The 20,749-nt window shown below is 71.6% G+C and carries 19 protein-coding genes and 1 tRNA gene; 9 read left to right on the forward strand and 11 right to left on the reverse strand.

Annotated features, from left to right (window positions below):
- Positions 1-27 precede the first annotated feature (27 nt).
- Complete coding sequence (gene hisN, locus H9I49_RS10605) at positions 28-819, forward strand: histidinol-phosphatase (RefSeq protein ID WP_188030291.1); 792 nt, start codon at positions 28-30, stop codon at positions 817-819.
- Between the two features lie 10 nt (positions 820-829).
- Positions 830-1,381 (forward strand): GNAT family N-acetyltransferase, encoded by a 552-nt coding sequence (locus H9I49_RS10610; protein WP_188030292.1) that lies wholly within the window; start codon positions 830-832, stop codon positions 1,379-1,381.
- Positions 1,382-1,425: 44 nt separating this feature from the next.
- Here the strand turns inward: H9I49_RS10610 and H9I49_RS10615 are convergent, their stop codons facing one another.
- The gene (locus H9I49_RS10615; protein WP_188030293.1) at positions 1,426-2,814 is read right to left on the reverse strand and encodes a pitrilysin family protein; all 1,389 of its coding nucleotides are present in this window, start codon (positions 2,812-2,814) and stop codon (positions 1,426-1,428) included.
- Entirely contained in the window at positions 2,811-4,145 is a 1,335-nt protein-coding gene (locus tag H9I49_RS10620; protein ID WP_188030294.1) for a pitrilysin family protein, read from the reverse strand. The genes H9I49_RS10615 and H9I49_RS10620 overlap by 4 nt, the downstream gene beginning before the upstream one ends.
- A gap of 116 nt (positions 4,146-4,261) precedes the next feature.
- Here H9I49_RS10620 and H9I49_RS10625 point away from each other — a divergent pair, with 116 nt between their 5' ends.
- On the forward strand, positions 4,262-5,962 hold the full coding sequence (locus H9I49_RS10625; RefSeq protein ID WP_188030295.1) for an aminotransferase class V-fold PLP-dependent enzyme: 1,701 nt from the start codon (positions 4,262-4,264) through the stop codon (positions 5,960-5,962).
- Positions 5,963-6,012: 50 nt separating this feature from the next.
- Here H9I49_RS10625 and H9I49_RS23880 read toward each other — a convergent pair whose 3' ends face one another.
- The 4 genes from H9I49_RS23880 to H9I49_RS10645 form a co-directional block, all read right to left on the reverse strand.
- On the reverse strand, positions 6,013-6,912 hold the full coding sequence (locus tag H9I49_RS23880; protein WP_188030472.1) for an NADP-dependent oxidoreductase: 900 nt from the start codon (positions 6,910-6,912) through the stop codon (positions 6,013-6,015).
- Between the two features lie 74 nt (positions 6,913-6,986).
- Positions 6,987-7,856, reverse strand: a complete 870-nt coding sequence (locus H9I49_RS23885; protein WP_188030296.1) for a hypothetical protein — start codon at positions 7,854-7,856, stop codon at positions 6,987-6,989.
- A gap of 172 nt (positions 7,857-8,028) precedes the next feature.
- Positions 8,029-8,105: transfer RNA gene (locus H9I49_RS10640), tRNA-Met, on the reverse strand.
- 137 nt (positions 8,106-8,242) lie between these two features.
- Complete coding sequence (locus H9I49_RS10645; RefSeq protein ID WP_188030297.1) at positions 8,243-11,281, reverse strand: UPF0182 family protein; 3,039 nt, start codon at positions 11,279-11,281, stop codon at positions 8,243-8,245.
- 186 nt (positions 11,282-11,467) lie between these two features.
- Between H9I49_RS10645 and H9I49_RS10650 the strand changes: the two genes are divergently transcribed.
- Positions 11,468-11,998, forward strand: coding sequence for a PPA1309 family protein (locus H9I49_RS10650; RefSeq protein WP_188030298.1), 531 nt, complete (start codon positions 11,468-11,470; stop codon positions 11,996-11,998).
- On the opposite strand, the gene H9I49_RS10655 is transcribed toward H9I49_RS10650, so the two are convergent.
- Together H9I49_RS10655 and H9I49_RS10660 are read right to left on the reverse strand one after the other, a co-directional pair.
- Positions 11,995-13,152: a PDZ domain-containing protein gene (locus H9I49_RS10655; protein WP_188030299.1), complete on the reverse strand. Its 1,158-nt coding sequence runs from the start codon at positions 13,150-13,152 to the stop codon at positions 11,995-11,997. The two genes, H9I49_RS10650 and H9I49_RS10655, sit on opposite strands and share 4 nt — an antisense overlap.
- A complete protein-coding gene (locus H9I49_RS10660; RefSeq protein WP_188030300.1) occupies positions 13,149-13,613 on the reverse strand; it encodes a molybdenum cofactor biosynthesis protein MoaE in 465 nt (154 codons plus the stop codon). Before H9I49_RS10660 ends, H9I49_RS10655 begins: the two co-directional genes overlap by 4 nt.
- A gap of 143 nt (positions 13,614-13,756) precedes the next feature.
- Between H9I49_RS10660 and H9I49_RS10665 the strand changes: the two genes are divergently transcribed.
- Both H9I49_RS10665 and H9I49_RS24430 read left to right on the forward strand, forming a co-directional pair.
- Positions 13,757-15,448, forward strand: coding sequence for a zinc-dependent metalloprotease (locus tag H9I49_RS10665; RefSeq protein ID WP_188030301.1), 1,692 nt, complete (start codon positions 13,757-13,759; stop codon positions 15,446-15,448).
- Positions 15,445-16,020 (forward strand): NUDIX domain-containing protein, encoded by a 576-nt coding sequence (locus tag H9I49_RS24430; RefSeq protein ID WP_188030302.1) that lies wholly within the window; start codon positions 15,445-15,447, stop codon positions 16,018-16,020. Before H9I49_RS10665 ends, H9I49_RS24430 begins: the two co-directional genes overlap by 4 nt.
- Positions 16,021-16,490: 470 nt before the next feature.
- On the opposite strand, the gene H9I49_RS10675 is transcribed toward H9I49_RS24430, so the two are convergent.
- Positions 16,491-17,042, reverse strand: a complete 552-nt coding sequence (locus tag H9I49_RS10675; protein ID WP_188030303.1) for a M48 family metallopeptidase — start codon at positions 17,040-17,042, stop codon at positions 16,491-16,493.
- A 279-nt stretch (positions 17,043-17,321) separates the two neighbouring features.
- On the opposite strand from H9I49_RS10675, the gene H9I49_RS10680 reads away from it, so the two are divergent.
- The 3 genes from H9I49_RS10680 to H9I49_RS10690 all read left to right on the forward strand — a co-directional run bounded on the left by H9I49_RS10680 (position 17,322) and on the right by H9I49_RS10690 (position 20,091).
- A complete protein-coding gene (locus H9I49_RS10680) occupies positions 17,322-17,483 on the forward strand; it encodes a DUF5679 domain-containing protein (protein WP_020143053.1) in 162 nt (53 codons plus the stop codon).
- 170 nt (positions 17,484-17,653) lie between these two features.
- Positions 17,654-18,598, forward strand: a complete 945-nt coding sequence (locus H9I49_RS10685; RefSeq protein ID WP_188030304.1) for a hypothetical protein — start codon at positions 17,654-17,656, stop codon at positions 18,596-18,598.
- A 161-nt stretch (positions 18,599-18,759) separates the two neighbouring features.
- Positions 18,760-20,091 (forward strand): AarF/ABC1/UbiB kinase family protein, encoded by a 1,332-nt coding sequence (locus tag H9I49_RS10690; RefSeq protein ID WP_188030305.1) that lies wholly within the window; start codon positions 18,760-18,762, stop codon positions 20,089-20,091.
- A 75-nt stretch (positions 20,092-20,166) separates the two neighbouring features.
- Here H9I49_RS10690 and H9I49_RS10695 read toward each other — a convergent pair whose 3' ends face one another.
- Both H9I49_RS10695 and H9I49_RS23895 read right to left on the reverse strand, forming a co-directional pair.
- Entirely contained in the window at positions 20,167-20,361 is a 195-nt protein-coding gene (locus H9I49_RS10695; RefSeq protein WP_188030306.1) for a hypothetical protein, read from the reverse strand.
- A gap of 222 nt (positions 20,362-20,583) precedes the next feature.
- The gene (locus H9I49_RS23895) at positions 20,584-20,718 is read right to left on the reverse strand and encodes a hypothetical protein (RefSeq protein WP_255523812.1); all 135 of its coding nucleotides are present in this window, start codon (positions 20,716-20,718) and stop codon (positions 20,584-20,586) included.
- Between the last annotated feature and the right edge of the window lie 31 nt (positions 20,719-20,749).

The following is a 20,749-nucleotide window of genomic DNA, read 5'->3' on the forward strand; positions in this document are numbered from 1 at the left end:
GCGGGGCGATGCCGCTAGGTTGACTCGGTGACCTCCTACGACGACGACCTTCGACTGGCCCATGTCCTCGCGGATGCCGTCGAGCGCGTGACCATCGCTCGTTTCCGCGCGGCCGACCTCGTCGTCGAGAGCAAGCCCGACCTGACGCCCGTGACCGATGCCGACCGCGCCGCCGAGGAGCTCGTGCGCTCGCAGCTGAAGCGGACCCGCCCGCGCGACGCCGTCGAGGGCGAGGAGTTCGAGACCACCGGGCACGGCCCGCGTCGCTGGATCATCGACCCCATCGACGGCACGAAGAACTTCGTCCGCGGTGTGCCCGTCTGGGCCACGCTCATCGCACTCGTCGTCGACAACGAGCCGGTGCTCGGGCTCGTGGCCGCGCCTGCCCTGCAGCGGCGTTGGTGGGCGGCGCAGGGGTCGGGCGCGTGGACCGGTCGCTCCCTGTCGTCGGCCAAGCGGATCTCCGTCTCGCAGGTGGGTCGGCTCGGCGACGCGTCGCTGTCGTACTCCTCGCTCGCCGGGTGGCGGGTGCGAGGACGCCGCGACGACTTCCTCGACCTCATGGACGACTGCTGGCGCACCCGCGCCTACGGCGACTTCTGGTCCTACATGCTCGTGGCCGAGGGCGCGGCCGACATCGCCGCCGAACCGGAGCTGGCCGTGCACGACATGGCCGCGCTCGTCGCGATCGTCGAGGAGGCCGGTGGCCGTTTCACGGGGCTGGACGGCAGACCCGGATGCTGGAGCGGCAACGCCCTGGCGACCAACCGCCTGCTGCACGACGAGGTGCTCTCCCGCATCGGAACTCCCTCGGCCTGAGGCGCAACGCATGAGCGCGAGCGATCCCGCTGCTGTTGTCCGGTCGGCCACCGGCCAGGACGTGCCCGCCCTCGCCGCGGTCGCGGCGGCGACCTTCGAGCTCGCCTGCCCGCCCTCGATGACCCGCGAGCGCGTCGAGGCGTTCGTCTCCGAGGTGCTCTCCGCGGCACGCTTCACCGAGTACACCGCCGACCCTGCACGCCACCTGCTCCTCGCGGAGCGGAGAGGTGAGACGCTCGGCTACGCGATGCTCGTGGCGGGCGAGCCCTCGGACGACGACGTCCGGGCCGCGATCCGGCACCGCCCGACCGTCGAGCTGTCCAAGATCTATGTCCTGCCCCGGGCTCACGGCACCGGTGCCGCGACCCTGCTCATGAACCGGTCGCTGGCCTGGGCGCGGGACCGTGGCGCAGCGGGCGTGTGGCTCGGCGTCAACCAGGAGAACGAGCGGGCGCAGCGCTTCTACGCCAAGAGCGGTTTCGAGCGGGTGGGCAAGAAACGATTCCTCGTCGGCGGGACCTACGAGGACGACTTCGTCATGGAGCAGTCGCTTCGGCCCTGACGTCGACAGGCGCCGTTCGCCGTGACCCGGACATGACGACCGGGTCAGGCGTCCCTGACGACCGTGACGTCACCGAGGCCCAGGGACTGGACCGCGTCGAGGTGCTCCGACGCGTCACCGACCATCACGATCGTCCAGCCGGCGCCGGGAGCCCCGCTGCCGACGCCCGCCTCCCCCGCGAAGCGGGCGTACGCCGCATCGACCCGGGCGCGGTCGACCGTCGCGAGGTCGCGCAGGTTGGCCGTCGTGAACGCCGTGGTGCGCGCGTCGAGCGCCATGCCGACTGCTTCGTCGGCGATCGTGTCGGCGGTCGCGTAGCGTCCCGGTGCGGTCTTCGAGATGAAGTCGACGCCCGAGCGGATCTCCTTGTCGCTGAAGCCGTCTCGTCCGCTCTCGAGGATCTCGACGAGCAGTCTCAGGGACTCGGCCGTGGAGTCTGCCCGTACCGAACCGGAGGTCAGGAACACACCACCACGCCGACGCGGTCGGAAGCTCGAGCGGATGCCGTACGTGTAGCCCTTCTCCTCGCGCAGCACGGCATCGATCCGCGCATTCGGGGAGCCTCCGAGGACGAAGCCGAGCACCGGGTACGGCGCCCAGCCGCCCTCGACCGAGCGGTCCGGCCCCGGTGCACCGATGACGAACTCGGTCTGAACCGATCCTGGTCGTGAGACGAGGACGATGCGGTCCCGGTCGTGGGCGAGCTCGGCGGCGTGCTGCAGGGCACGGCCCCGGTCGCGTGGCCCGCCGGCCCAGCCACCGAGTGCCGACTCGACGAGCGCGGGGACGTAGAGGCCCCCGAGGTCACCGGCGACGACGATCGTGACGCCGGCGGCGACGACGTGCTCGGCGTGGAACGCGACCACGTCGTCGCGGGTGATCGCCGCGACGGTCTCCCGGGCGCCACCGGTGGGGCGCGACGAGCGGTCCTCCGGCGCGTAGAAGGTCCGCACGAACTCGAGGCCGGCACGGTGTGCGGCGACGGAGCGCTCCTGCTCGATCTCAGCCAGGCGCGTGCGCACCTGACGGGCCACCTCCGCGTGCGGGAACGCGGGCTCGGTGAGGATCTGCCGCAGCAGGTCGAGGGCAGGCTCGAGGTTGCCCTTGACGACGTCCAGGTCGATCGACAAGCCGGCGTCGGCCATCCCGGCGCCGAAGCTGACGCCCTTGCGCTCGAGCAGGCGCGCGAACTCCTCGGCCGTGTGGTTCTCGGTGCCCTCGTCGAGCGTGCGCGCCATGATCGAGGCGACGCCCTCGCGATCGCGGGGCTCGTCGCGCAGCGACACCGGAAGCCCGAGCCGGACCGACAGGACGTACTGCCCGGGCACGTCGTAGGTGATGAGGCGCAGGCCGTTGGGAAGGTCGTGCGTGCTGGCCTCGGGGAAGACCCACGGCTGCGGCGGCGTGACGGCGGGGCGGGCGGCGGTGCTCATGCGGCCTCCTCCGAGTCCTTGTCGGCGTCCGTGTCGGTGTCGGACTGGTCGGCGTCCTTGCTCGTGTCGGCGAGATAGCGCACGACCGCGCGCGAGCCCGGGTCGAGCCACGTCTGCGCGGCAGCGCGCGCCTGCTCTGCGGTCACGGCGCGGATCCGGTCGACGAACGTGTTGACGTATGCCGGGTCGCCCGTGAGCAGGGCGTGGTGGCTGATGTGGTCGGCGCGCTCCTCGATGCTCGCGAGGGCGCTCAGCCACGACCGCTCCGTGTCGGCGATGACCGACTCGAGCTCGGCGGCATCTGGCCCCTCCGCGATGAAGCGGGCGATCTCCTCGCACACCGCGCCCTCGACCTGCTCCACGTCGGCGCCCGCAGACACGTCCACCGTGATCGTGCCGAGCCCGACCCCGTCCACGAGGCCCATCGTCCAGCCACCCACGGCGACGGCCGTCTCGTCGGTGCGCACGAGACGGCGCACGAGACGCGAGCTCGCCAGACCACCGAGGACGTCGACGGCGACCTGGCACGCAAGGTAGTCGGGTGTCGTGTCGACGGGGAGGCGGAACGAGACGTAGATGCGGTCGTTGGGCACGTCCCCGATGCGGTCGAGGCGGACCGGCTCGCTGATGGGGGGCAGCTGGGGCAGCCGCTCGCGCGGGTTCAGCTGGATCGGGGGCAGGTGGCCGAAGTAGGTCTCGGCCGCGGCGAAGCCCGCCTCCGGGGTCACGTCCCCGACGAGGGTGAGGACGGTGTTGTTGGGGCCGTAGTGGGCCCGGAAGAAGGCGTGGACGTCCTCGAGCGTCGCGGCGTCGAGGTCCTCCATCGAGCCGATCGTCGGGTGGTGGTAGGGATGGTCCTCGGGGAAGACGGTCGCGTAGATGTCGATGAGCGCCGAGCCGTAGGGCACGTTGTCGTAGCGCTGGCGCTTCTCCTCCTTGACGACGTCGCGCTGGTTGTCGAGGTTTTCCTGGGTGACGGCGTCGAGCAGGTGCGCATGCCGGTCGGCCTCGAGCCACAGGGCCAGCTCGAGCGCACCGGTCGGCACGGTCTCGAAGTAGTTCGTGCGGTCGAACCAGGTCGTCGCGTTGAGCCGGGCGCCCTCGTCCATGAGCGCCGAGAAGTGCTCCCCCGAGGCCACGTTGCGGCTCCCCTGGAACATCAGGTGCTCGAAGAGGTGCGCGAAGCCGGTGCGGCCGGGTGTCTCGTGCCGGGAGCCGACACCGACCCAGAGGTTCACCGCGACGTTGGGCACCGTGTGGTCCTCGCTGACGATGACACGCAGGCCGTTGTCGAGCGTCCGCTCGACGAGGGGGTACGAGATCGCTGTCACGGGCTCGACCCTAATCGAAGTCCGGGAGTCGTCGGCGGCAACCTCCTCCTACGGGCATCGATAACATCACATTATGCTCTTCTTGTATAGCATCACCACACGCTATGATGGGACCCATGGCGACGAGTCCCCGCGAAGAGCTGCTCTCCACGATCCGCGCGAGCGTCATCGGCGACGACCAGGTGATGCACGGGCCCTACGGCCCGCGGCGCGTCACGTACGCCGACTACACGGCATCCGGCCGCGGGCTGAGCTTCATCGAGGACTTCATCCGCGACGAGGTCCTCCCCCGGTACGCCAACACCCACACCGAAAGCTCCGGCACCGGTCTGCAGACGACGCGGCTGCGCGAGGACGCGCGCCGCACCATCCGCGACGGGGTCGGAGGCGACGACGAGACGGTCGTCGTCTTCGCCGGGTCGGGTTGCACCGGAGCCATCGACAAGCTCGTGGGGATCTTGGGGCTTCGAGTGCCCTCCAACTTCGAGGATCGTTGGCACGCAAGCGATCTCGTCCCCACCGGCCAGCGTCCGGTGGTCTTCATCGGTCCCTACGAGCACCACTCCAACGAGGTCATGTGGCGCGAGTGCGTCGCCGACGTCGTCGTCATCCCGCAGGACCTCGACGGCCATGTGGACGTCGCCGTCCTCCGCGAGCGTCTGTGCGAGCACGCCGACCGGCCGCTCCTCATCGGGTCGTTCTCGGCGGCCAGCAACGTCACCGGCATCGTCACCGACACGGACGCCATCTCGACGGTGCTCCACGAGCACGGTGCGCTCGCCTTCTGGGACTACGCCGCCGCGGCTCCGTACGTCGACATCGAGATGTACGGCAGTGGCGGGCGCGGTGTCGCCGGCCCCCAGGCCTACAAGGACGCCGTCTTCATCAGCCCGCACAAGTTCATCGGCGGACCGAGCACCCCCGGGGTCCTGGTCCTGCGACGCGAGCTGATGACCAACCGCGTGCCCGATGTGCCGGGCGGCGGCACCGTGGCCTACGTCAACCCCGACGACCACGACTATCTGACCGACCCGGCCCACCGCGAGGAGGGCGGCACACCGGCGATCATCGAGGCGATCCGCGCCGGTCTCGTCTTCAAGCTCAAGGAGGCGGTCGGCGTCGAGACGATACGGGCGCGCGAGGACCGCTTCCTCCAGCGCGCCGTCGAGGGGTGGCGCGCGGAGCCGGCGATCGAGATCCTCGGCAACCTCGCCGCCGAACGCCTCTCGATCGTCTCGTTCGTCGTGCACGCCCAGAGCGGCCGCTACCTGCACCACAACTTCGTCGTCGCCGTCCTCAACGACCTCTTCGGCATCCAGGCACGTGGGGGTTGCTCGTGCGCCGGACCCTACGGCCACTACCTGCTCGGCATCGACCTCGACCGGTCGCACGAGTTCGAGCGGGAGATCGGGCGCGGCTGCGAGGGCATCAAGCCCGGGTGGGTGCGGGTCAACTTCAACTACTTCATCTCCGACGTCGTCGCCGACTACGTCATCGAGGCGGTCCGCCTCGTCGCGCGCGACGGGTGGCGCCTGCTCGGCGACTACGACTTCGACCCGGCGACTGGTCGTTGGCGGCACAAGAACGGCCCCGTCGAGCCTCCGCTGCGACTGCACCAGGTCGGCTTCGAGGGCGGGCGCCTGCACTACCCCGTGCAGCACGAGCGGGCCGGCGAGGACGCGCTCTCCGGCTACCTCGACGAGGCGCGCGCCCTCCTCGCCGCAGCCGCACCCCAGCCCTGCGACGAGGCGCACGTGAGCCTCGACTTCGACCACCTTCGGTGGTTCGAGCTGCCGGTGACGAGCCTGTCGCGCTGACTCCGCGCTGACTCCGCGCTGACCGTGCGCCGACTTCGCCTGAGGCGCGGTCAGGGCACGAGGACGAGCTTGCCGCCCGCGCGCCCGCTGGCGCTGAGCTCCTGGGCCGCCCCGACCTCGTCGAGGCGGAACACGCGCCCGATCGTGGTCGTCAGCTCACCCGCAGCTCGCCGCTCCACGAGGTCCGCTAGCGCCGCCGCCGACCTCTCGGCCTGTGAGCTGAAGGTGATGCCCTTGTCGAAGGCGGCCGGGTCGGCGAGGGTCACCAGGCGCTCGCTGCCGCCGAGCAGCTCGACGGAGGCGTCGAGGACGCCCCTGCCGGTCGTGTCGAGCACTGCGTCGACCCCGCCGGGGGCGAGCGCGCGCACCCGGTCGAGCCACCCGTCGCCGTAGACCGTCGGGGTAGCCCCGAGACTCGCCACACGCTCCTGGTTGGCCGGGGAGGCCGTCCCGATGACGCCCGCTCCGGCAGCGACGGCGAGCTGGGTGGCCAGCTCGCCGACGGCTCCGCTCGCGCCGTGCACGAGCAGCGTCTCCCCCGGTCTCACGTCGAGCTGCCGCAGGACCCGCTGGGCGGCCTCGCCTGCCACCGGCAGCGAGACGGCCACCGAGGGTTCGAGACCTTCGGGGACGACGGCATACGTGCTGAGCACGGCGAGCTCTGCGTAGGCACCGCCTTCGGTGAAGCCGACGACACGGTCCCCCTCGGACACGTCGGCGACGCCGTCGCCGAGCCTGTCGACGATCCCGGCCGCCTCGATGCCCAGCAGCAGCGGCATGGGCGTGTCGGGCGAGGCGAATGCGCCGCTGCGCAGCTTGCCGTCGAACGGGTTGACCCCGACGGCCTCGACGCGGACCCGCACCTGGCCCGGTCCGGGCCGCGGGTCGGGCAGCTGCACCGCATGCAGCTCCTCGGGTCCGCCGAAGCGGTCGATGACGATGGCCTTCACGGGTCCTCCAGCAGCCGGGGCGCCCGGGTCGGGCGACGTCGTCAGGTCAACCACGGCCACCGCGGCGGTATGCCCTACGGCGCGAGGGCCGCGTAGCCGGTGTAGTCGTGCACGGCTGTCCCCGCATAGCTCGGGCTGGCCGCGGCAGCGGCGTCCACCCGTGCAAGCTCGGCATGCATCTGGGTCACGGTGTACCCGTAGAAGGTCTGCTTGACGTCGGTGGGGTCGGGGCCGAGGTAGTTCGTCTCCTGGCCGATGCGAACCGGTTTGCCGAGCGCCGCCCCGGAAGCCAGCTCGGCCTGCGAGATCGCGATCGTCCCGTCGACGCCGGCCGCCGTGTTGCGGTAGGCCATGATCGTGACCGCCGAGACACGCCGCATCGTCTCCCTGTCGAGCGTCGACTTCTTGCCCGCCTTGACCTCGTCGAACCAGAACGGGATGTCGGCCTCGACCGGCATGCCGCCGCCCGCCGCGACGAGCCGGTCGAGCATCATCAGGTACTTCGTGACGGTCGTCGACTGGCTGCTCGTCCACGCCGGAGTGGTCCACGGCTCGACGTCGACGTGAAGACCCGTGAACAGCCCGGTGGCGAGCGTCGGCCTGACCCAGTGGTCCACGGCCCACGTCGGGTCGTCCACCCACCCGGGGTCGCCACCGAGCGCGTCGACGCGCAGGCCCGCCGCCCGGGCCCGGGTCACGACATCGCGCAGCCTCGTCAGCTGTGAGCTCGACGTGACGTCGGGCGGCACCCCGACGAACAGCTGCTGCACACCGCGGGCCTGTGCGAGCTGCACGACCGAGTCGGCGTCCTGCCATACCCACACCCACATGGCTCTGGACGGCGTCGTGGCCGCGGCCGAGGGCAGTGCGGAGAGCACGACGGAGCCGACCATGGCCACGAGCATCGCAGCCGCGGCCGCCAGGCCGTCACGTCTGGGCTTCATGTGAACCTCCACCGGTCTCGATCAGAGACAGCGACTGTTCCAGATGACGATCGGACGTGAGACCCGAATGGCCGAGCTGGCTCGATCTCGCGCCGGCGTCCTGAGGTGGCGCTGGAGCCGCACACGCCGAAGGGCCCGGATCTCTCCGGGCCCTTCGTGTCGCTGACGCGATTGGTAGCGGGGGCAGGATTTGAACCTGCGACCTCCGGGTTATGAGCCCGGCGAGCTACCGAGCTGCTCCACCCCGCGTCGGCAAGAGCAACGTTACGCGAATCCGGCGTCAGCACCAAATCGGGGTGACCCACGGAGGGGACGTGCGCCCGGAACGGCCTGCGGCAGCACGCGATTCGCGTGCTGCCGCAGGCCGTGGCCGAGCTGTCGATGCGTCAGGGCTTGGCCGTCGGCGTGGACTGCGGTGAGGCCTCGACGGCTCGCTTCAGGGCGTCCTTGAGCTTCCCCTGCGCCTGGCCGTACGCCGCGAAGTCGCCGCGCTTGAGGGCGGCCTCGCCCTCGGCGTACGCCGCCTCGGCATCCTTGAGCGCCTGGGCCAGGGCCCCGGAGCTCGGGGTCCCGGTCTGCGTCGGCGTCGGGCCCGACGTCTGCGACGGCGTCGGTGTCGCTGTGCCGCCCGGCGTCGGAGTGGCACCGGGTGCGGGCGTGGGCGGCGTACCGGTGCCGTTGTCGCCGGCGGACGCGCCCGAGGAGCCGCCGAAGAGCTCGTTGAGAGCGTTGTCGAGCGAGCCTGCCCAGGCGATCTTGTCGCCGAAGGCGACGGCGACCGCGGACAGGCGTGGGTACGTGCCGGAGCCGCTCGAGCGCGCCTGGACGTAGATCGGTTGGACGTAGAGCAGCCCACCGCCGACGGGCAGCGTCAGCTGGTTGCCGAACATCACGACGGCGCCGGTCGACGACGTCGTCGAGATGAACTGCGCCAGGGTGAGCTGCCGGCCCAGGCTCGCGTCGTTCGACGTCACCGCGGAGGTGCGCATGTCGTTGAAGACCTGCCCCGGCCCGTTGACGGACCCGCCCGTGGTCTCGAGCAGGCGCATGCTCCCGTAGCTCGATGACCGCTTGCCGTCCTCGGAGCCGGCGTCCCCGTCGACCGCGAGGAAGCCCGACAGGACGTTGCGGTCACCCGTCGGCATGAACGTCGAGGTCAGCGAGAAGGCCGGCGCCGACTGACCGGGCATGGCCAGCGACAGGTAGTAGGGCGGCTGCAGGAAGTCCTGGCCGGAGGACGTCGGGTCGTCGGGCACACGCCAGAAGTTCTGGCCACCGTAGAACGACGCGGCGTCGGTGTCGTGGTACCTCTGCAGCAGCTGGCGCTGGACCTTGAAGAGGTCCTCCGGGTAGCGCAGGTGCTCCATGAGGCTGCCCTTGATGTCGGTCAGAGGCTTGACCGTGCCGGGGAAGATCGACATCCACGCCTTGAGGATGGGGTCCGTCTCGTCCCACTGGTAGAGCGTGACCGTGCCGTCGTAGGCGTCGACCGTGGCCTTGACGGAGTTGCGGACGTAGTTGACCTGGCCTGCCTGCACGGCCCGCACCGACTGCCGCGTGCTCGTCACGGCATCCTCGGTGGCGGTGTCGAGCGTCGTCATCTCGGAGTACGGGTAGTTCGCCGACGTCGTGTAGCCGTCGAGGACCCACAGCACCCTGCCGTCGACGACGGCGGGGTACGCGTTGCCGTCGAGCGTCAGCCACGGCGCCACCCGCGCGACGCGGTCGCGGGGCGTGCGGTGGTCGAGGATGCGCGAGTCGTTGGTCACCGCGTCGGAGAGCAGGAAGTTGATCTCGCGGTACTTCACGGCGTACGCGAGCCTCCTGACCGCGTCGAGCGCGACCCCGCCGGTGCCCGAGTAGGCGTAGTTGATCTGCCCCGTGCCCTGCGGGTCGGGGTAGTCGAACTCGCGCTTCTCACCCCCGACGATGGAGTACTCGGGCGAGCTCTCGCCGAAGTAGATCCGCGGCTCGTACTTGCCGAGGGCGCCCTCCGTGCCGATCTGCGACTCGAAGAACGTCGGCCGGCCGTCGTCCTCGCGGGTGTTGCCCTTGGCCGCGACGACGCCGTAGCCGTGGGTGTAGACCGTGTGGTCGTTGAGCCAGTTGCGTTGTCCTTCGGGCACGCCCGTGAGGTCGAGCTCTCGCGCGGCGATGACGGTGTCGGTCGTCTTGCCTTCGATGTCGTAACGGTCGACGTCGAGCACGTCGGCGAACTGGTAGTAGCCCTTGCTCGCCTCGAGCTGCTTGAACGTCGGGCTGACGATGTTCGGGTCGATGAGCCGGATGCCGGGCACCGTCGCGGCGTCGCCGCGCAGCTGGCCGGGTGCGGCGACCGTCTTCGTGTCGTAGGGCTTGACCTGGATCTTGTCGAAGCCGTAGGCCGCCCGGGTGGCGTTGATGTTGCGCTGGATGTAGGGGACCTCCAGCGACTTCTCCGACGGGCGCACCTTGAGCGACTGCACCAGAGCCGGGTAGATGCCGCCCACCGCGACGACGATGACGGCGAGGACCGCCACGCCGACGAGCGGCAGACGCCACGACCGCGTCCAGATCGTCGTGATGAACATGACGGCGCACATGACGGCCGCGAGTGCCAGGATGCCCTTGGTCGGGATGATCGCGTGCGACTCGGTGTACTGGATACCGGTGATCTTCGTCGACTCGGCGGTCGCGAGGTTGTAGCGGTCGACCCAGAAGGCCACGGCGCGCACGAGCACGAGCGCCGCGGCGATGACGGACAGGTGCACCCGGGCGGCCTGCGTGGAGCGCATCTTGCTGCCCGCGACGATACCGCCGTAGAGGTAGTGCGTGAACGCGGCCGTGATGAAGCCGATGACCAGGATCATCGTCAGGAATGCCACGACGAAGTTGATCCACGGCAGGTCGAAGACGAAGAAGCCGATGTCCAGGCCGAACTCGGCGTCGTTGCTGCCGAAGGGAGTTCCGTTGCGCCACAGCAGGAACGTGTCCCACTGGGTCGCGGCCGACAGGCCCGCGAAGAGGCCGACCGCGAGCGGCGCGGCGACGGTCGCGGTGCGGCGCATCGGCTCGACGAGCTGGCGGTAGTGCTCCATCGCCTGTGTGTCGGGCGACGGCGCGTAGATGGGCCGGCTGCGGAACGCGAAGTGGATGCTGGACCACACCATCGCCGCGGTCAGCAGGCCTCCGGCGAGGCCGAGGACGACCTTCGTCACGATCTGCCTGCTGAAGACCCCGGTGAAGTCGACCGACTGGTACCACAGCACCTCGGTCCAGAACTGCGCCGCGATCGCGATGACGACCATCAGGGCGGACGCCACGACGAGGGCCGTGACGAGCGGCCGCCGCTGGGGCGGGAGCACCACGGTGTCGGGTCGTCGGGGCGGGCCCGAGTCGTCGGCGTTGAAGTTGCCCGGCGGGGGGCCGAAGTTGCTGTCGCTCACGTGGAGTGCCTTGGGTGCTGGAACGGGCAGGTGGTCGGGCGGACCCGGGGGCGGTCTGCTCCGGCCGCCTGCGGCAACCATAACCCGGCCCCGCACGGACCCAACCGGCCGACACCGCACCGTGACCCGCGCGAGACCCAGCGGGGTGAGCAGGGCCGGCCGGGCGGCATACGGCAGCATGGGGGCGTGAAGCCGCAGCCCGTCATCGACCCTCTCGCCGTCGCCGCCCTCGACACGGAGCGCCACGTCGCGGCCGCCGGGTGGGACCAGCCGGCCCGGCTCTTCGCCCTCGTGCGGACGGCCGACCTGCTCGAGCGCGAGCCGCAGCTGCGCGACCAGATGGGTCCGGCGGATCTGGCCGACGGCGCGCTCACCGCGATCGAGCAGGAAGGCCTGCCCGCGACGAGCTCGGTCGAGACACTGCTCGGCCGGCTCGCCTGGCCCGCCGAGGTCGACGGCTGCGCGTTCGCGATCGAGCGGATGGTCGTGCCACCGGAGGCGGAGCGGGAGCTGCCCGCACGCGGTGACGACGCCGTCGACCAGCTCGCGGCGCATCCCGACCGCAAGGACGTCCGCCTCCTCGTCGCGGTCCTGCGCGACGGGGCATCGATCTGCCTGCTGCGTCAGCGCGACCACGACTCCGACGACGCCGTGGCGACCGGCAAGGACATCGCGCCAGGACTCGTCGCGGCGCTCAGGGCGACGTTCGAGGACTAGCAGCGTGGCAGCGAGCCGGTCTGGTTCCTCGCGATGGCCTCGACGGCCGTGCGCGCGTCGTCGAAGTTCGCGACCTTGAAGACCTCGAGCCCGTCGGGCACGTGCCCGACGACCTCGTCGCAGTTGCCCGCCGGGGCGAGGAAGTACGCGGCGCCGTCGGACCGGGCGCCGGCCAGCTTCTGGCGGATGCCGCCGATCTTGCCGACCTGACCGTCGTCGTCGATGGTGCCCGTGCCGGCGATCTCGTGGCCCCCTGCGAGCGGGCCGGGCGTCAGCTTGTCGTAGATGCCCAGCGAGAACATCAGTCCCGCGGAGGGTCCGCCGATGGCGCCCGCGTCGATGGTCACCTTCGCCGGGAAGTCGTGGTCGAGCCCCAGGAGCACCCCGAGCGCGGTGCGCCCACCCTGACCCTCGACGGTCGGCATGTCGACGGTGACCTCCCTGCCGTCCCGGGTGACGGTCAGCGTGACGGTGTCACCCGGGTTCGACTTCTGGAGAACGTCGCGCACGCTCTGCGCCGTCGTGATGGGTTGGTCGTCGATGGACTCGAGGCGGTCGCGGACCTTGAGCAGCCCCTTGGCCTTCGAGGTGTCGGTGATGCTCGCGATGGCGATGTGCGTCGGCACGTCCTTGCCGATGGCCCGCAGCGCGACCGCGGTGGCCTCCTCCTGCGAGCCCTCCATCTGGATGGCGTTCTCCTCGGCGACCTCCTCCTGAGTCACCTGCGGGTCGAAGACGTCGTCGACGGGGAAGACGTCCTGGCCGGGGTCGATCCAGGCCTGGAGCACGTCCCACGCGTCGACGGGGTAGCCGGGGCCGCCCTCGACACGCACCGTCGTGAATCGCAGCGAACCGTCGGTCGGGTAGGTGGGCAGCCCCGAGACCGCGATGATGGGGGTCTTCTTGCCGTCGTCGGACACCCCGAGGGTGTCCTCCGTGGGCCCGGGGCTCATGACGGCGTACGGCAGGTGGACGACGGAGCCGATCACCATGACCGCGAGGAAGAGGAAGAACGCCGCCAGCACCGCCTTGTTGCCGCGGGTCAGACGGCCGCGACCCTCGTCGTCGAGCACCTCGGCCCGCGTCGGCAGGCTCGAGTCGGCGTGGCCGGCGAGCGCCGTGGGCTGCTCGGGGACGCGCTTGATCGTCCTCACGGCAGCCCGACCCACTCGTCGGCGCCGTCGGTGAACCGTTGGTGCTTCCAGATCGGGATCGTCGCCTTGAACTCGTCGATGAGCTCACGGCACACCTCGAAGGCCTCTGCGCGGTGCTCGGCACTGACCCCGACGACGACGGCGATGTCGCCGACCTCGAGGTGGCCGACGCGGTGGACGACGGCGAGGCGCACGGCGCGGCCGTCGCCCGCCAGGCGGTCGGCGAGCGCACGCGCGGCCTCGGTCGCCTGCGGGTGGGCGGAGTAGTCGAGGGCGACGACCTCGCGGTCGCTGCCCTCGTCGGCGCCTTCGTGGGCGCCCTCGGCCCCGTCCGGCCCGTCATGGTCTCGCACGGTGCCCACGAAGAGGCACAGTCCCCCGGCCCGGGGCGACGAGACGCTCGCGAGCACCTCGTCGACAGACAGGGGCGTCTCGCGGATCTCGGCAAGGGTGACCGTCACGCCCGCAATCGTATGCCGCCGCGCGGGCCCCCGCGTCCCGTGTGCATCCCGTCCCGCCGGGGAACCAACGCGGCCGATCCGTGGTTGTCTTGGTGTACGGCCGAGTGGCCGTCACTGACCAGTTCGAGTGGGGATGAGCAGGCATGGCCGACGACCGCGGGCGCGGTGACGACAGCACCAACGACCGGGACGACGAGCCCGGCGACGACGTGGAGGAGCAGGGCGGCCGCACGCCCGGCGAGTCCCCCTTCGGGCTGCCCCTGAACAGGCCCGGTTCGGGCTCGCCCGGCAGCGGCTCCGGCCCCGCCGGGTTCGGGGGCGGCATCCCGGGTCTGCCGGACCTCGGCGGCATGGACCCCGGCGACCTCGGAGCGATGCTCGAGAAGGTCCTCGGGGAGGCGGCCGACAACCCCGAGCTTGCCGAGGCGATGCGCAGCATGGGTGTCGACCCCCGCGACCCGCAGACGCAGGCGGCGATGCGTGCCCAGCTCGGCACCTTCATGGCGGCTCAGCAGTCGCCCACCGGCTCGCGCGACCTGGCCACCGACGTCGCCCGCCGGCACGTGCTCGCGGTCGAGGGCAACGACGTGCACGACGCGGCGGCCGCGCGGGCCGTCTCCGATGCGGTGGCCGTCGCGACCCTGTGGCTCGACGAGCACACCGTCCTCGCCTCTCCGGCCTGGCGAGCAACCGGCCTCAGCCGGGCCGAGTGGGTGGAGGCGACGATGCCCCGGTGGTTCGAGCTCATCGAACCCGTCTCCGACGGCGTCACGGCGGCGACCTCCGACGCCATGCGCAAGCAGGTCGGCGAGCTGGGACCGGAGGCGTTCGGCGAAGCGTTGCCCGAAGGCCTGCCGGAGGGCTTCGACCCGAGCGCCATGATCGAGCAGTGGGCGCCGATGCTCGGCAACCTCAGCCGGCAGATGTTCGCGGCACAGCTCGGCCAGGCCGTCGGCACCCTCGCGACCGAGGTCGTGAGCGGCACCGAGGTGGGGCTACCGCTCACCGAGCCCGGCGTGGTCGCCCTCCTGCCCGGCAACGTCGCACAGCTCGCGGCGTCACTGGAGATCGACGTCGCCCAGGTGCGGCTCTACCTCGCGGTGCGCGAGGCGGCCCGGGTGCGCCTCTTCTCCGAGGTGCCCTGGCTCGGTCCGCAGCTGCTGTCGGCGGTGTCCGACTACGCCCGCAACATCACGATCGACACCGAGGCCATCGAGTCTGCGCTGTCGACGATCGACCCGTCGGATCCGGAGGCGCTGCGCTCGGCGCTGCAGGGCAACCTGTTCCGCCCCCAGCCCACCCCCGCCCAGCGGGCCGCGCTCGACCGGCTCGAGACGCTGCTCGCGCTCGCCGAGGGCTGGGTCGACCACGTCACGGATCGTGCGACGGCCCGGCACCTGCCGCAGTCGGCGGCCCTCGCCGAGACGATCCGACGGCGGCGCGTGGGCGGGGCGGCCCAGAAGACCTTTGCCGGTCTCGTCGGGCTCGAGCTGCGGCCACGTCGCCTCCGCGACGCGGCAAACCTGTGGGCGGCTCTCGAGAGCGCCGGTGGCTCCGCCCTCCGCGACGGCCGGTGGGCCCACCCCGACCTCGCGCCGACGTCGGCCGACCTCGACGACCTCATCGGCTACGTCGAGCGCGCGACAGGCGGCGGCACCGGGGACGACCTGCCCGAGGCCGCGGGCGAGTTCGGGGCCGACCTGGACTCCGTGCTGCAGGGCATCCTCGAGGAGGCCGACCGAGCTCGAGGGCAGGTCGACGGGCCCACCGCCGAGGAGGCGGGAGAGACACCTGACGCAGGTCGCGAGGACGGCGACCCCGGCCAGACCCGGTGACCGCGCGCTCCGCGTCCGCTGCCTGGCAGCGGCTCCACACCGATGCCGTCGAACGGCTCGAGTCCTGGCGCGCCCCCGACGAGGGGCAGGAACGCTTACGTGTCGAGTTCCTCCACCACCTGCGCTCCCATCCCGACGCCCTGAGCAAGGCCGGTCCCCCGGCCCACCTCACCGGAAGCGTCATCGTGCTGGACGAGACCGGCCGGTCGGCGCTGCTGACCCTGCACAAGCGGGCACGGCAGTGGTTCCAGTTCGGCGGCCACTACGAGCAGGGCGACGAGTCGGTGTGGCACGCGGCGACCCGGGAGGCCCGCGAGGAGTCCGGCATCCCGGCCGTCACGGCGCTGCCCGACATCGTCCAGCTCGACCGGCACGTCCTCGTCGGCGACTTCGGCACCTGCCGCGAGCACCTCGACATCCGCTTCGCCGCGGTCACGTCGGGCGCGACGACCACGGCAGTGAGCACCGAGTCGATCGACGTGCGGTGGTGGCCGGTGGACGCGCTGCCGCAGGGCACGCGCGACGAGCTCCGCACGCTCGTGGACGCCGCGCTGCCACACCTGCGGGCCTGAGCCTTCGCCACGGCCCGAGAGGGCGCACCAGGCGCCTGCCCGCGCACGTCGGCGAGCTCCCCACCCGACAGAAACGGACATTCCATCGCGCTCGCGGGTGTGATCCACGTCACTTTACGCACGTGGTCGTCGTCGCAGGACGGGTCGAGCAGGGGGCCGCCACGCTCGACTCGGCTGCTCGCACCGGCGGCTGCGGCGGCCGCCGATGCACCCACCGCCCTTCCCGCTCCCGGCCGGGCCGAACGGGCTCGCGCCGTGACCCGTCCGGTGCGCGAGGCTGCGGCCGGCGCCCTGCGAAGGAACGCTGTCGCGTGGTCCCGCGCCGTGGGTGTCATCGTGCGGCGGGTGAGGGGTGGCGGGCTCACATGAGCAGTCGCGTGCGGAGCCGACGGGCTCCACGGCATACGGGCTCGGGCGACGGCGGACAGTGCGGACCGTGTCGTCGTTGCGCGGGAGCGCGGTGAGCGCGGTCAGTCGTCGCTGAGGTCCAGGCCCGCCGCGGCCGACACGCCCTGCAGGTAGCCGCGGGCCCGCTCGAGGCGGGGGTAGTCGCGCAGCAGCTCCCAGAACTCGGGACCGTGGCCGGGCTGGAGCAGGTGCGCGAGCTCGTGCAGCAGGACGTAGTCGACGACCCACCCCGGCATGCCACGGAGCTTGTCGGACAGGCGGATCGAGCCCTCGGCAGGCGTGCACGACCCCCACCGGGAGTTCTGGTTGGCCACCCAGCGCACGCTCGTGGGGACGGCCCGGCCGTCGAGGTGCTCACGCGAGAGCGCAAGGGCGCGCTGCTCGAGGTCACCGTCGCTGCGTCGGCGGCGCTGCTCGGAGGCGGCGACACGGGCCACCATGGTGCGCACCCACTCACCCTCCTCCGCGCGGCTCATCCGGGCAGGCACGAGGACGACGAGACGCCCCTCCTGGCGGTAGGCCGAAACCGTGCGGCGGCGCTTGGCGCTGCGGCGGACCTCGACGGTGACACCGTCGACCACCGTGTGCACCACCTCACGCCGCATCGTCGCCATGAGGGCAGGGTAAGCCAGCGCGGCGACAACGCCACGGAGCACGACGCCGACACGGCTCGCGCACGGCGATGGCACGGTTTCGGGACTGGCTCGAACGGGGTCTCGGCCTGTGGCTCGGGCACGCCGCCGGCGGCCGGGAACCGGCCTCCGGGGCATCGCCTTACTGCATCGCGCCCGGGCGCGCCAAGCGGGGATGAGCATGAGTTCGTGCTCAGCGTGCTCTAGGGTTGAACGAGTCGAGGCGCCCGTCGGATGGGCGCCAGCTACAAGGAGACACCAATGGCTGACGAGACCTACAAGGGCGAGTTCTACTGCGTGAAGTGCAAGGAGAAGCGTGAGGCCGAGGGCAAGGTTGTCGTTTCCGACAACGGTCGCCGGATGGCCAAGGGTCAGTGCCCCGTCTGTGGCACGAACCTCAACCGCATTCTGGGCAAGGCCTGACCAGGTCGCAGCGGCGTCGCTGACGCCGTTCATCGAGGGGGCGGGACCACACGGTCCCGCCCCCTCGTGCGCGCCTCGTGCCTGTGGACGACGCCCGCGCGCTCCCGAGAACGGCTGCGAGCCTGACGGCCGAGGGCGGCGCCGCTGGGGCGCCGGGTCTGGAGGTCCCGATGTCCGCTGCTGCCGTCCCACCCCACCCTCGCGTGCCGCTCTGGCTCCGCCCGCTGACACGTCGCCGCGGGGAGGTGCAGTTCGGGGTGCTGCCGGGCGGCCCCGTCGTCACCGGCATCAGCGACACCGAGGCCGCGCTGCTCGCGCGGCTCGACGGCGAGCTGCCCCTGGCGTCCACCAACCGCCTCGCCGCAGAGGCGGGCGTCGCCCCGGAGCGGTGGCACGAGCTGCTCGAGCTCACCACCCGCCTCGGGGTGGTGACCGACCGCCGGCTCGGCGCCTCAGGCCCGGATGCTGCCGCAACGGGTCGCGTCGTCGTCGACGGTTACGGGGCGGTGGCCTCCGACATCGCCTCCGCCCTGACCAGCAGCGGAGTCACCGTCGCGCACGGACGCGCCGCAGTCGACCGCGCCATCGCCGCTCCCCTGCACCCCCGGCCTGACCTCGTCGTGCTCATCGGCTCCCCGGTCGTCGACCCGCGTCGCGGCGACCTGTGGCTGCGACACGGCGTGGCCCACCTGCCCGTGACCCCCGCGGGACCTCGCACGGTGATCGGGCCGATCGCCGACGGCTCACCCGCCGCGCCCTGCCTGTGGTGCCTCGACCGGCACCGGTCCGACCGCGACGCCGCTTGGCCAATCGTGATGAGCCAGGCAGCGCCCGTCCGGGTGCCCTCCGTGAGCGACTCGCGCGACGGCGTCCACGACGCGCTAGCGCCCGGCCTCTCGCACCTCGTCGTCGGCGCCGTGACCCTTCTCGTGACCGGCGTCCTCGAGGGGCACCCGCCGCCGGCCGGGGTGTCCGTCGAGGTGAGTCTGCCGTGGCCCCGGATGGACCACCGCCGCTGGCCCGCGCACCCGCTGTGCCAGGCGCATCGTCCCGCAGCCGAGTGGGTGCAGCCCTCGGGTCGCGTCTCCGACGAGCCCGTTCGCCGCGGCGCCTGACCAACGGGTCTGGACGAACCGGCCTGTGACTGCGCGTCAGGCAGGTACACATAGAGTCGGACCGTCGATCGAGACCGCCGGAGACCCGAGACCGCAGGAGACCGCCTGAGACTCCGGCGAGCTGCCCGATACCCGCCCAGACCGCCCGAGGAGGTGCGCCGGTGACCGACCTGCCCCGCAAGGCCGTCGTGCGCTCGGCCAAGCTGGCCGCGGTGCCACTGGGCTTCGCGGGTCGCACGGCACTCGGACTGGGCAAGCGGCTCGGTGGGCGCCCGGCCGAGATCGTGGCCGCCGAGCTGCAGGCCCGCACGGCCCAGCAGCTCTTCCAGGTGCTGGGCGAGCTCAAGGGTGGGGCGATGAAGTTCGGCCAGGCCCTGTCGATCTTCGAGGCCGCCCTGCCCGAGGACCTCGCGGTGCACTACCGGGCCACGCTCACGAAGCTGCAGGACAGCGCGCCGCCCATGCCGACGAGCTCCGTGCACGGCGTCCTGCGTGCCGACCTCGGCACTCGCTGGCGCAGCAGGTTCGAGTCGTTCGACGACCACCCGGTCGCCTCCGCCTCGATCGGACAGGTGCACCGGGGCGTCTGGAAGGACGGGCGCCACGTCGCGGTCAAGATCCAGTACCCCGGGGCGGGAGCCGCGCTGATGAGCGACATCCGCCAGATCAGCCGTGTCGCGAAGGTCGCCGCCGGCTGGATGCCCGGCATCGACCTCGGCCCGATCCTCGACGAGCTGCGCGACCGGATGGCCGAGGAGCTCGACTACCGTCTCGAGGCACAGTCGCAGGCGACGTTCGCAGCAGCGTTCGACGGTGACCCCGACTTCCACGTGCCCGACGTCGTCGACGGCAGACAGCACGTCATCGTGTCCGAATGGCTCGACGGCATACCCCTGTCACGCATCATCGCCGAGGGCACCCGGGAGCAGCGCGACACGGCGTCTCAGCTCTACCTGCAGTTCCTGCTCGCCGGACCCGCTCGGGCCGGTCTGCTGCACGCCGACCCGCATCCCGGCAACTTCCGCATCACGCCCGAAGGCCGGCTCGGGGTCATCGACTTCGGCGCCGTCAACCGGCTGCCCGACGGGATGCCGCGTGAGATCGGCCCGCTGCTCACGACCGGGCTCGAGGGCAGCGCCGAGGAGGTGCTCGACGGGCTGCGCGAGATCGGCTTCGTCAAGCAGAGCATCGACCTCGACCCGCAGCGGCTGCTCGACTACCTCGAGCCGTTCATGGCGCCGTTCCGCACCGACACGTTCAGCTTCAGCCGAGAGTGGCTGCGTGGGGTCTTCGCCCACATCAACGACCCGCGCCAGCCGAACTACGCCGTCGGGTACAAGCTCAACCTGCCGCCCGAGTACCTCCTGATCCACCGGGTCTGGGGCGGGGGCATCGGGGTGCTCTGCCAGCTCGGGGGCACGGTCCACGGCCGGGCCATCGTCGACGAGCTGCTGCCGGGTGCGGATCTGCCACCTGTCGGTGAGGGCGGCTGAGGCCAGGCGAGTCCGGCTGAGTCGTGCCGCGGCGATCCCAGTGGCGGGTCCCACCACGGCAGGCGGACCGGCAGGTCACCACCAGACGGGGTCGAGCTTGCTCTCGATCGAGCGGAGGTTCTCGCGGCTGCACCGTTCGCACGACCAGCTCGTGCGACCGCTCTCCGTGCCCCGGCTCCAGGTGAGCCGGGCGGCGGCCTGCTCATCGGCCGCTGGGGTGGCGCCGCAGCTGTTGCAGACGAGCACCGTGGTCTTCTCGAAGGTGTCCATGGGGGTCTCCCTTTCCCTCTCCTTCAAGTATCCGCCGATCCTGGCGCCGATGTGGTCGCCACGCGGGAATCGCAAGAGGAGTTGAGCGGGGCCGCATCTTCCGGGCCTGTCAGGCTCGGTGCGATCGTCCCCGGACATGAGGAACCGCGGGTGACGTGCGCGTCACCCGCGGCTCGCTCACTCGATTCAGTTGTCCTGCTCCGCGCCCGGTGGCGCGGTCGTTCACTTCTGGCTGTGGCGTCGACCGGCGCGGATCTCCTGCGCGATCAGCCGGGCACTGCGACGGATGCCGCTGCGCTCCTGGCGCTGACTGCGCTCGCTGATCCGGTCGCGAGCCAGCAGTTCGAGCTGGTTCATGACGATCTCCTGATCTGTGGAAAGGGTTGGT

Source organism: Terrabacter sp. MAHUQ-38 (assembly GCF_014518425.1).
In the GTDB taxonomy this organism is placed as follows: domain Bacteria; phylum Actinomycetota; class Actinomycetes; order Actinomycetales; family Dermatophilaceae; genus Terrabacter.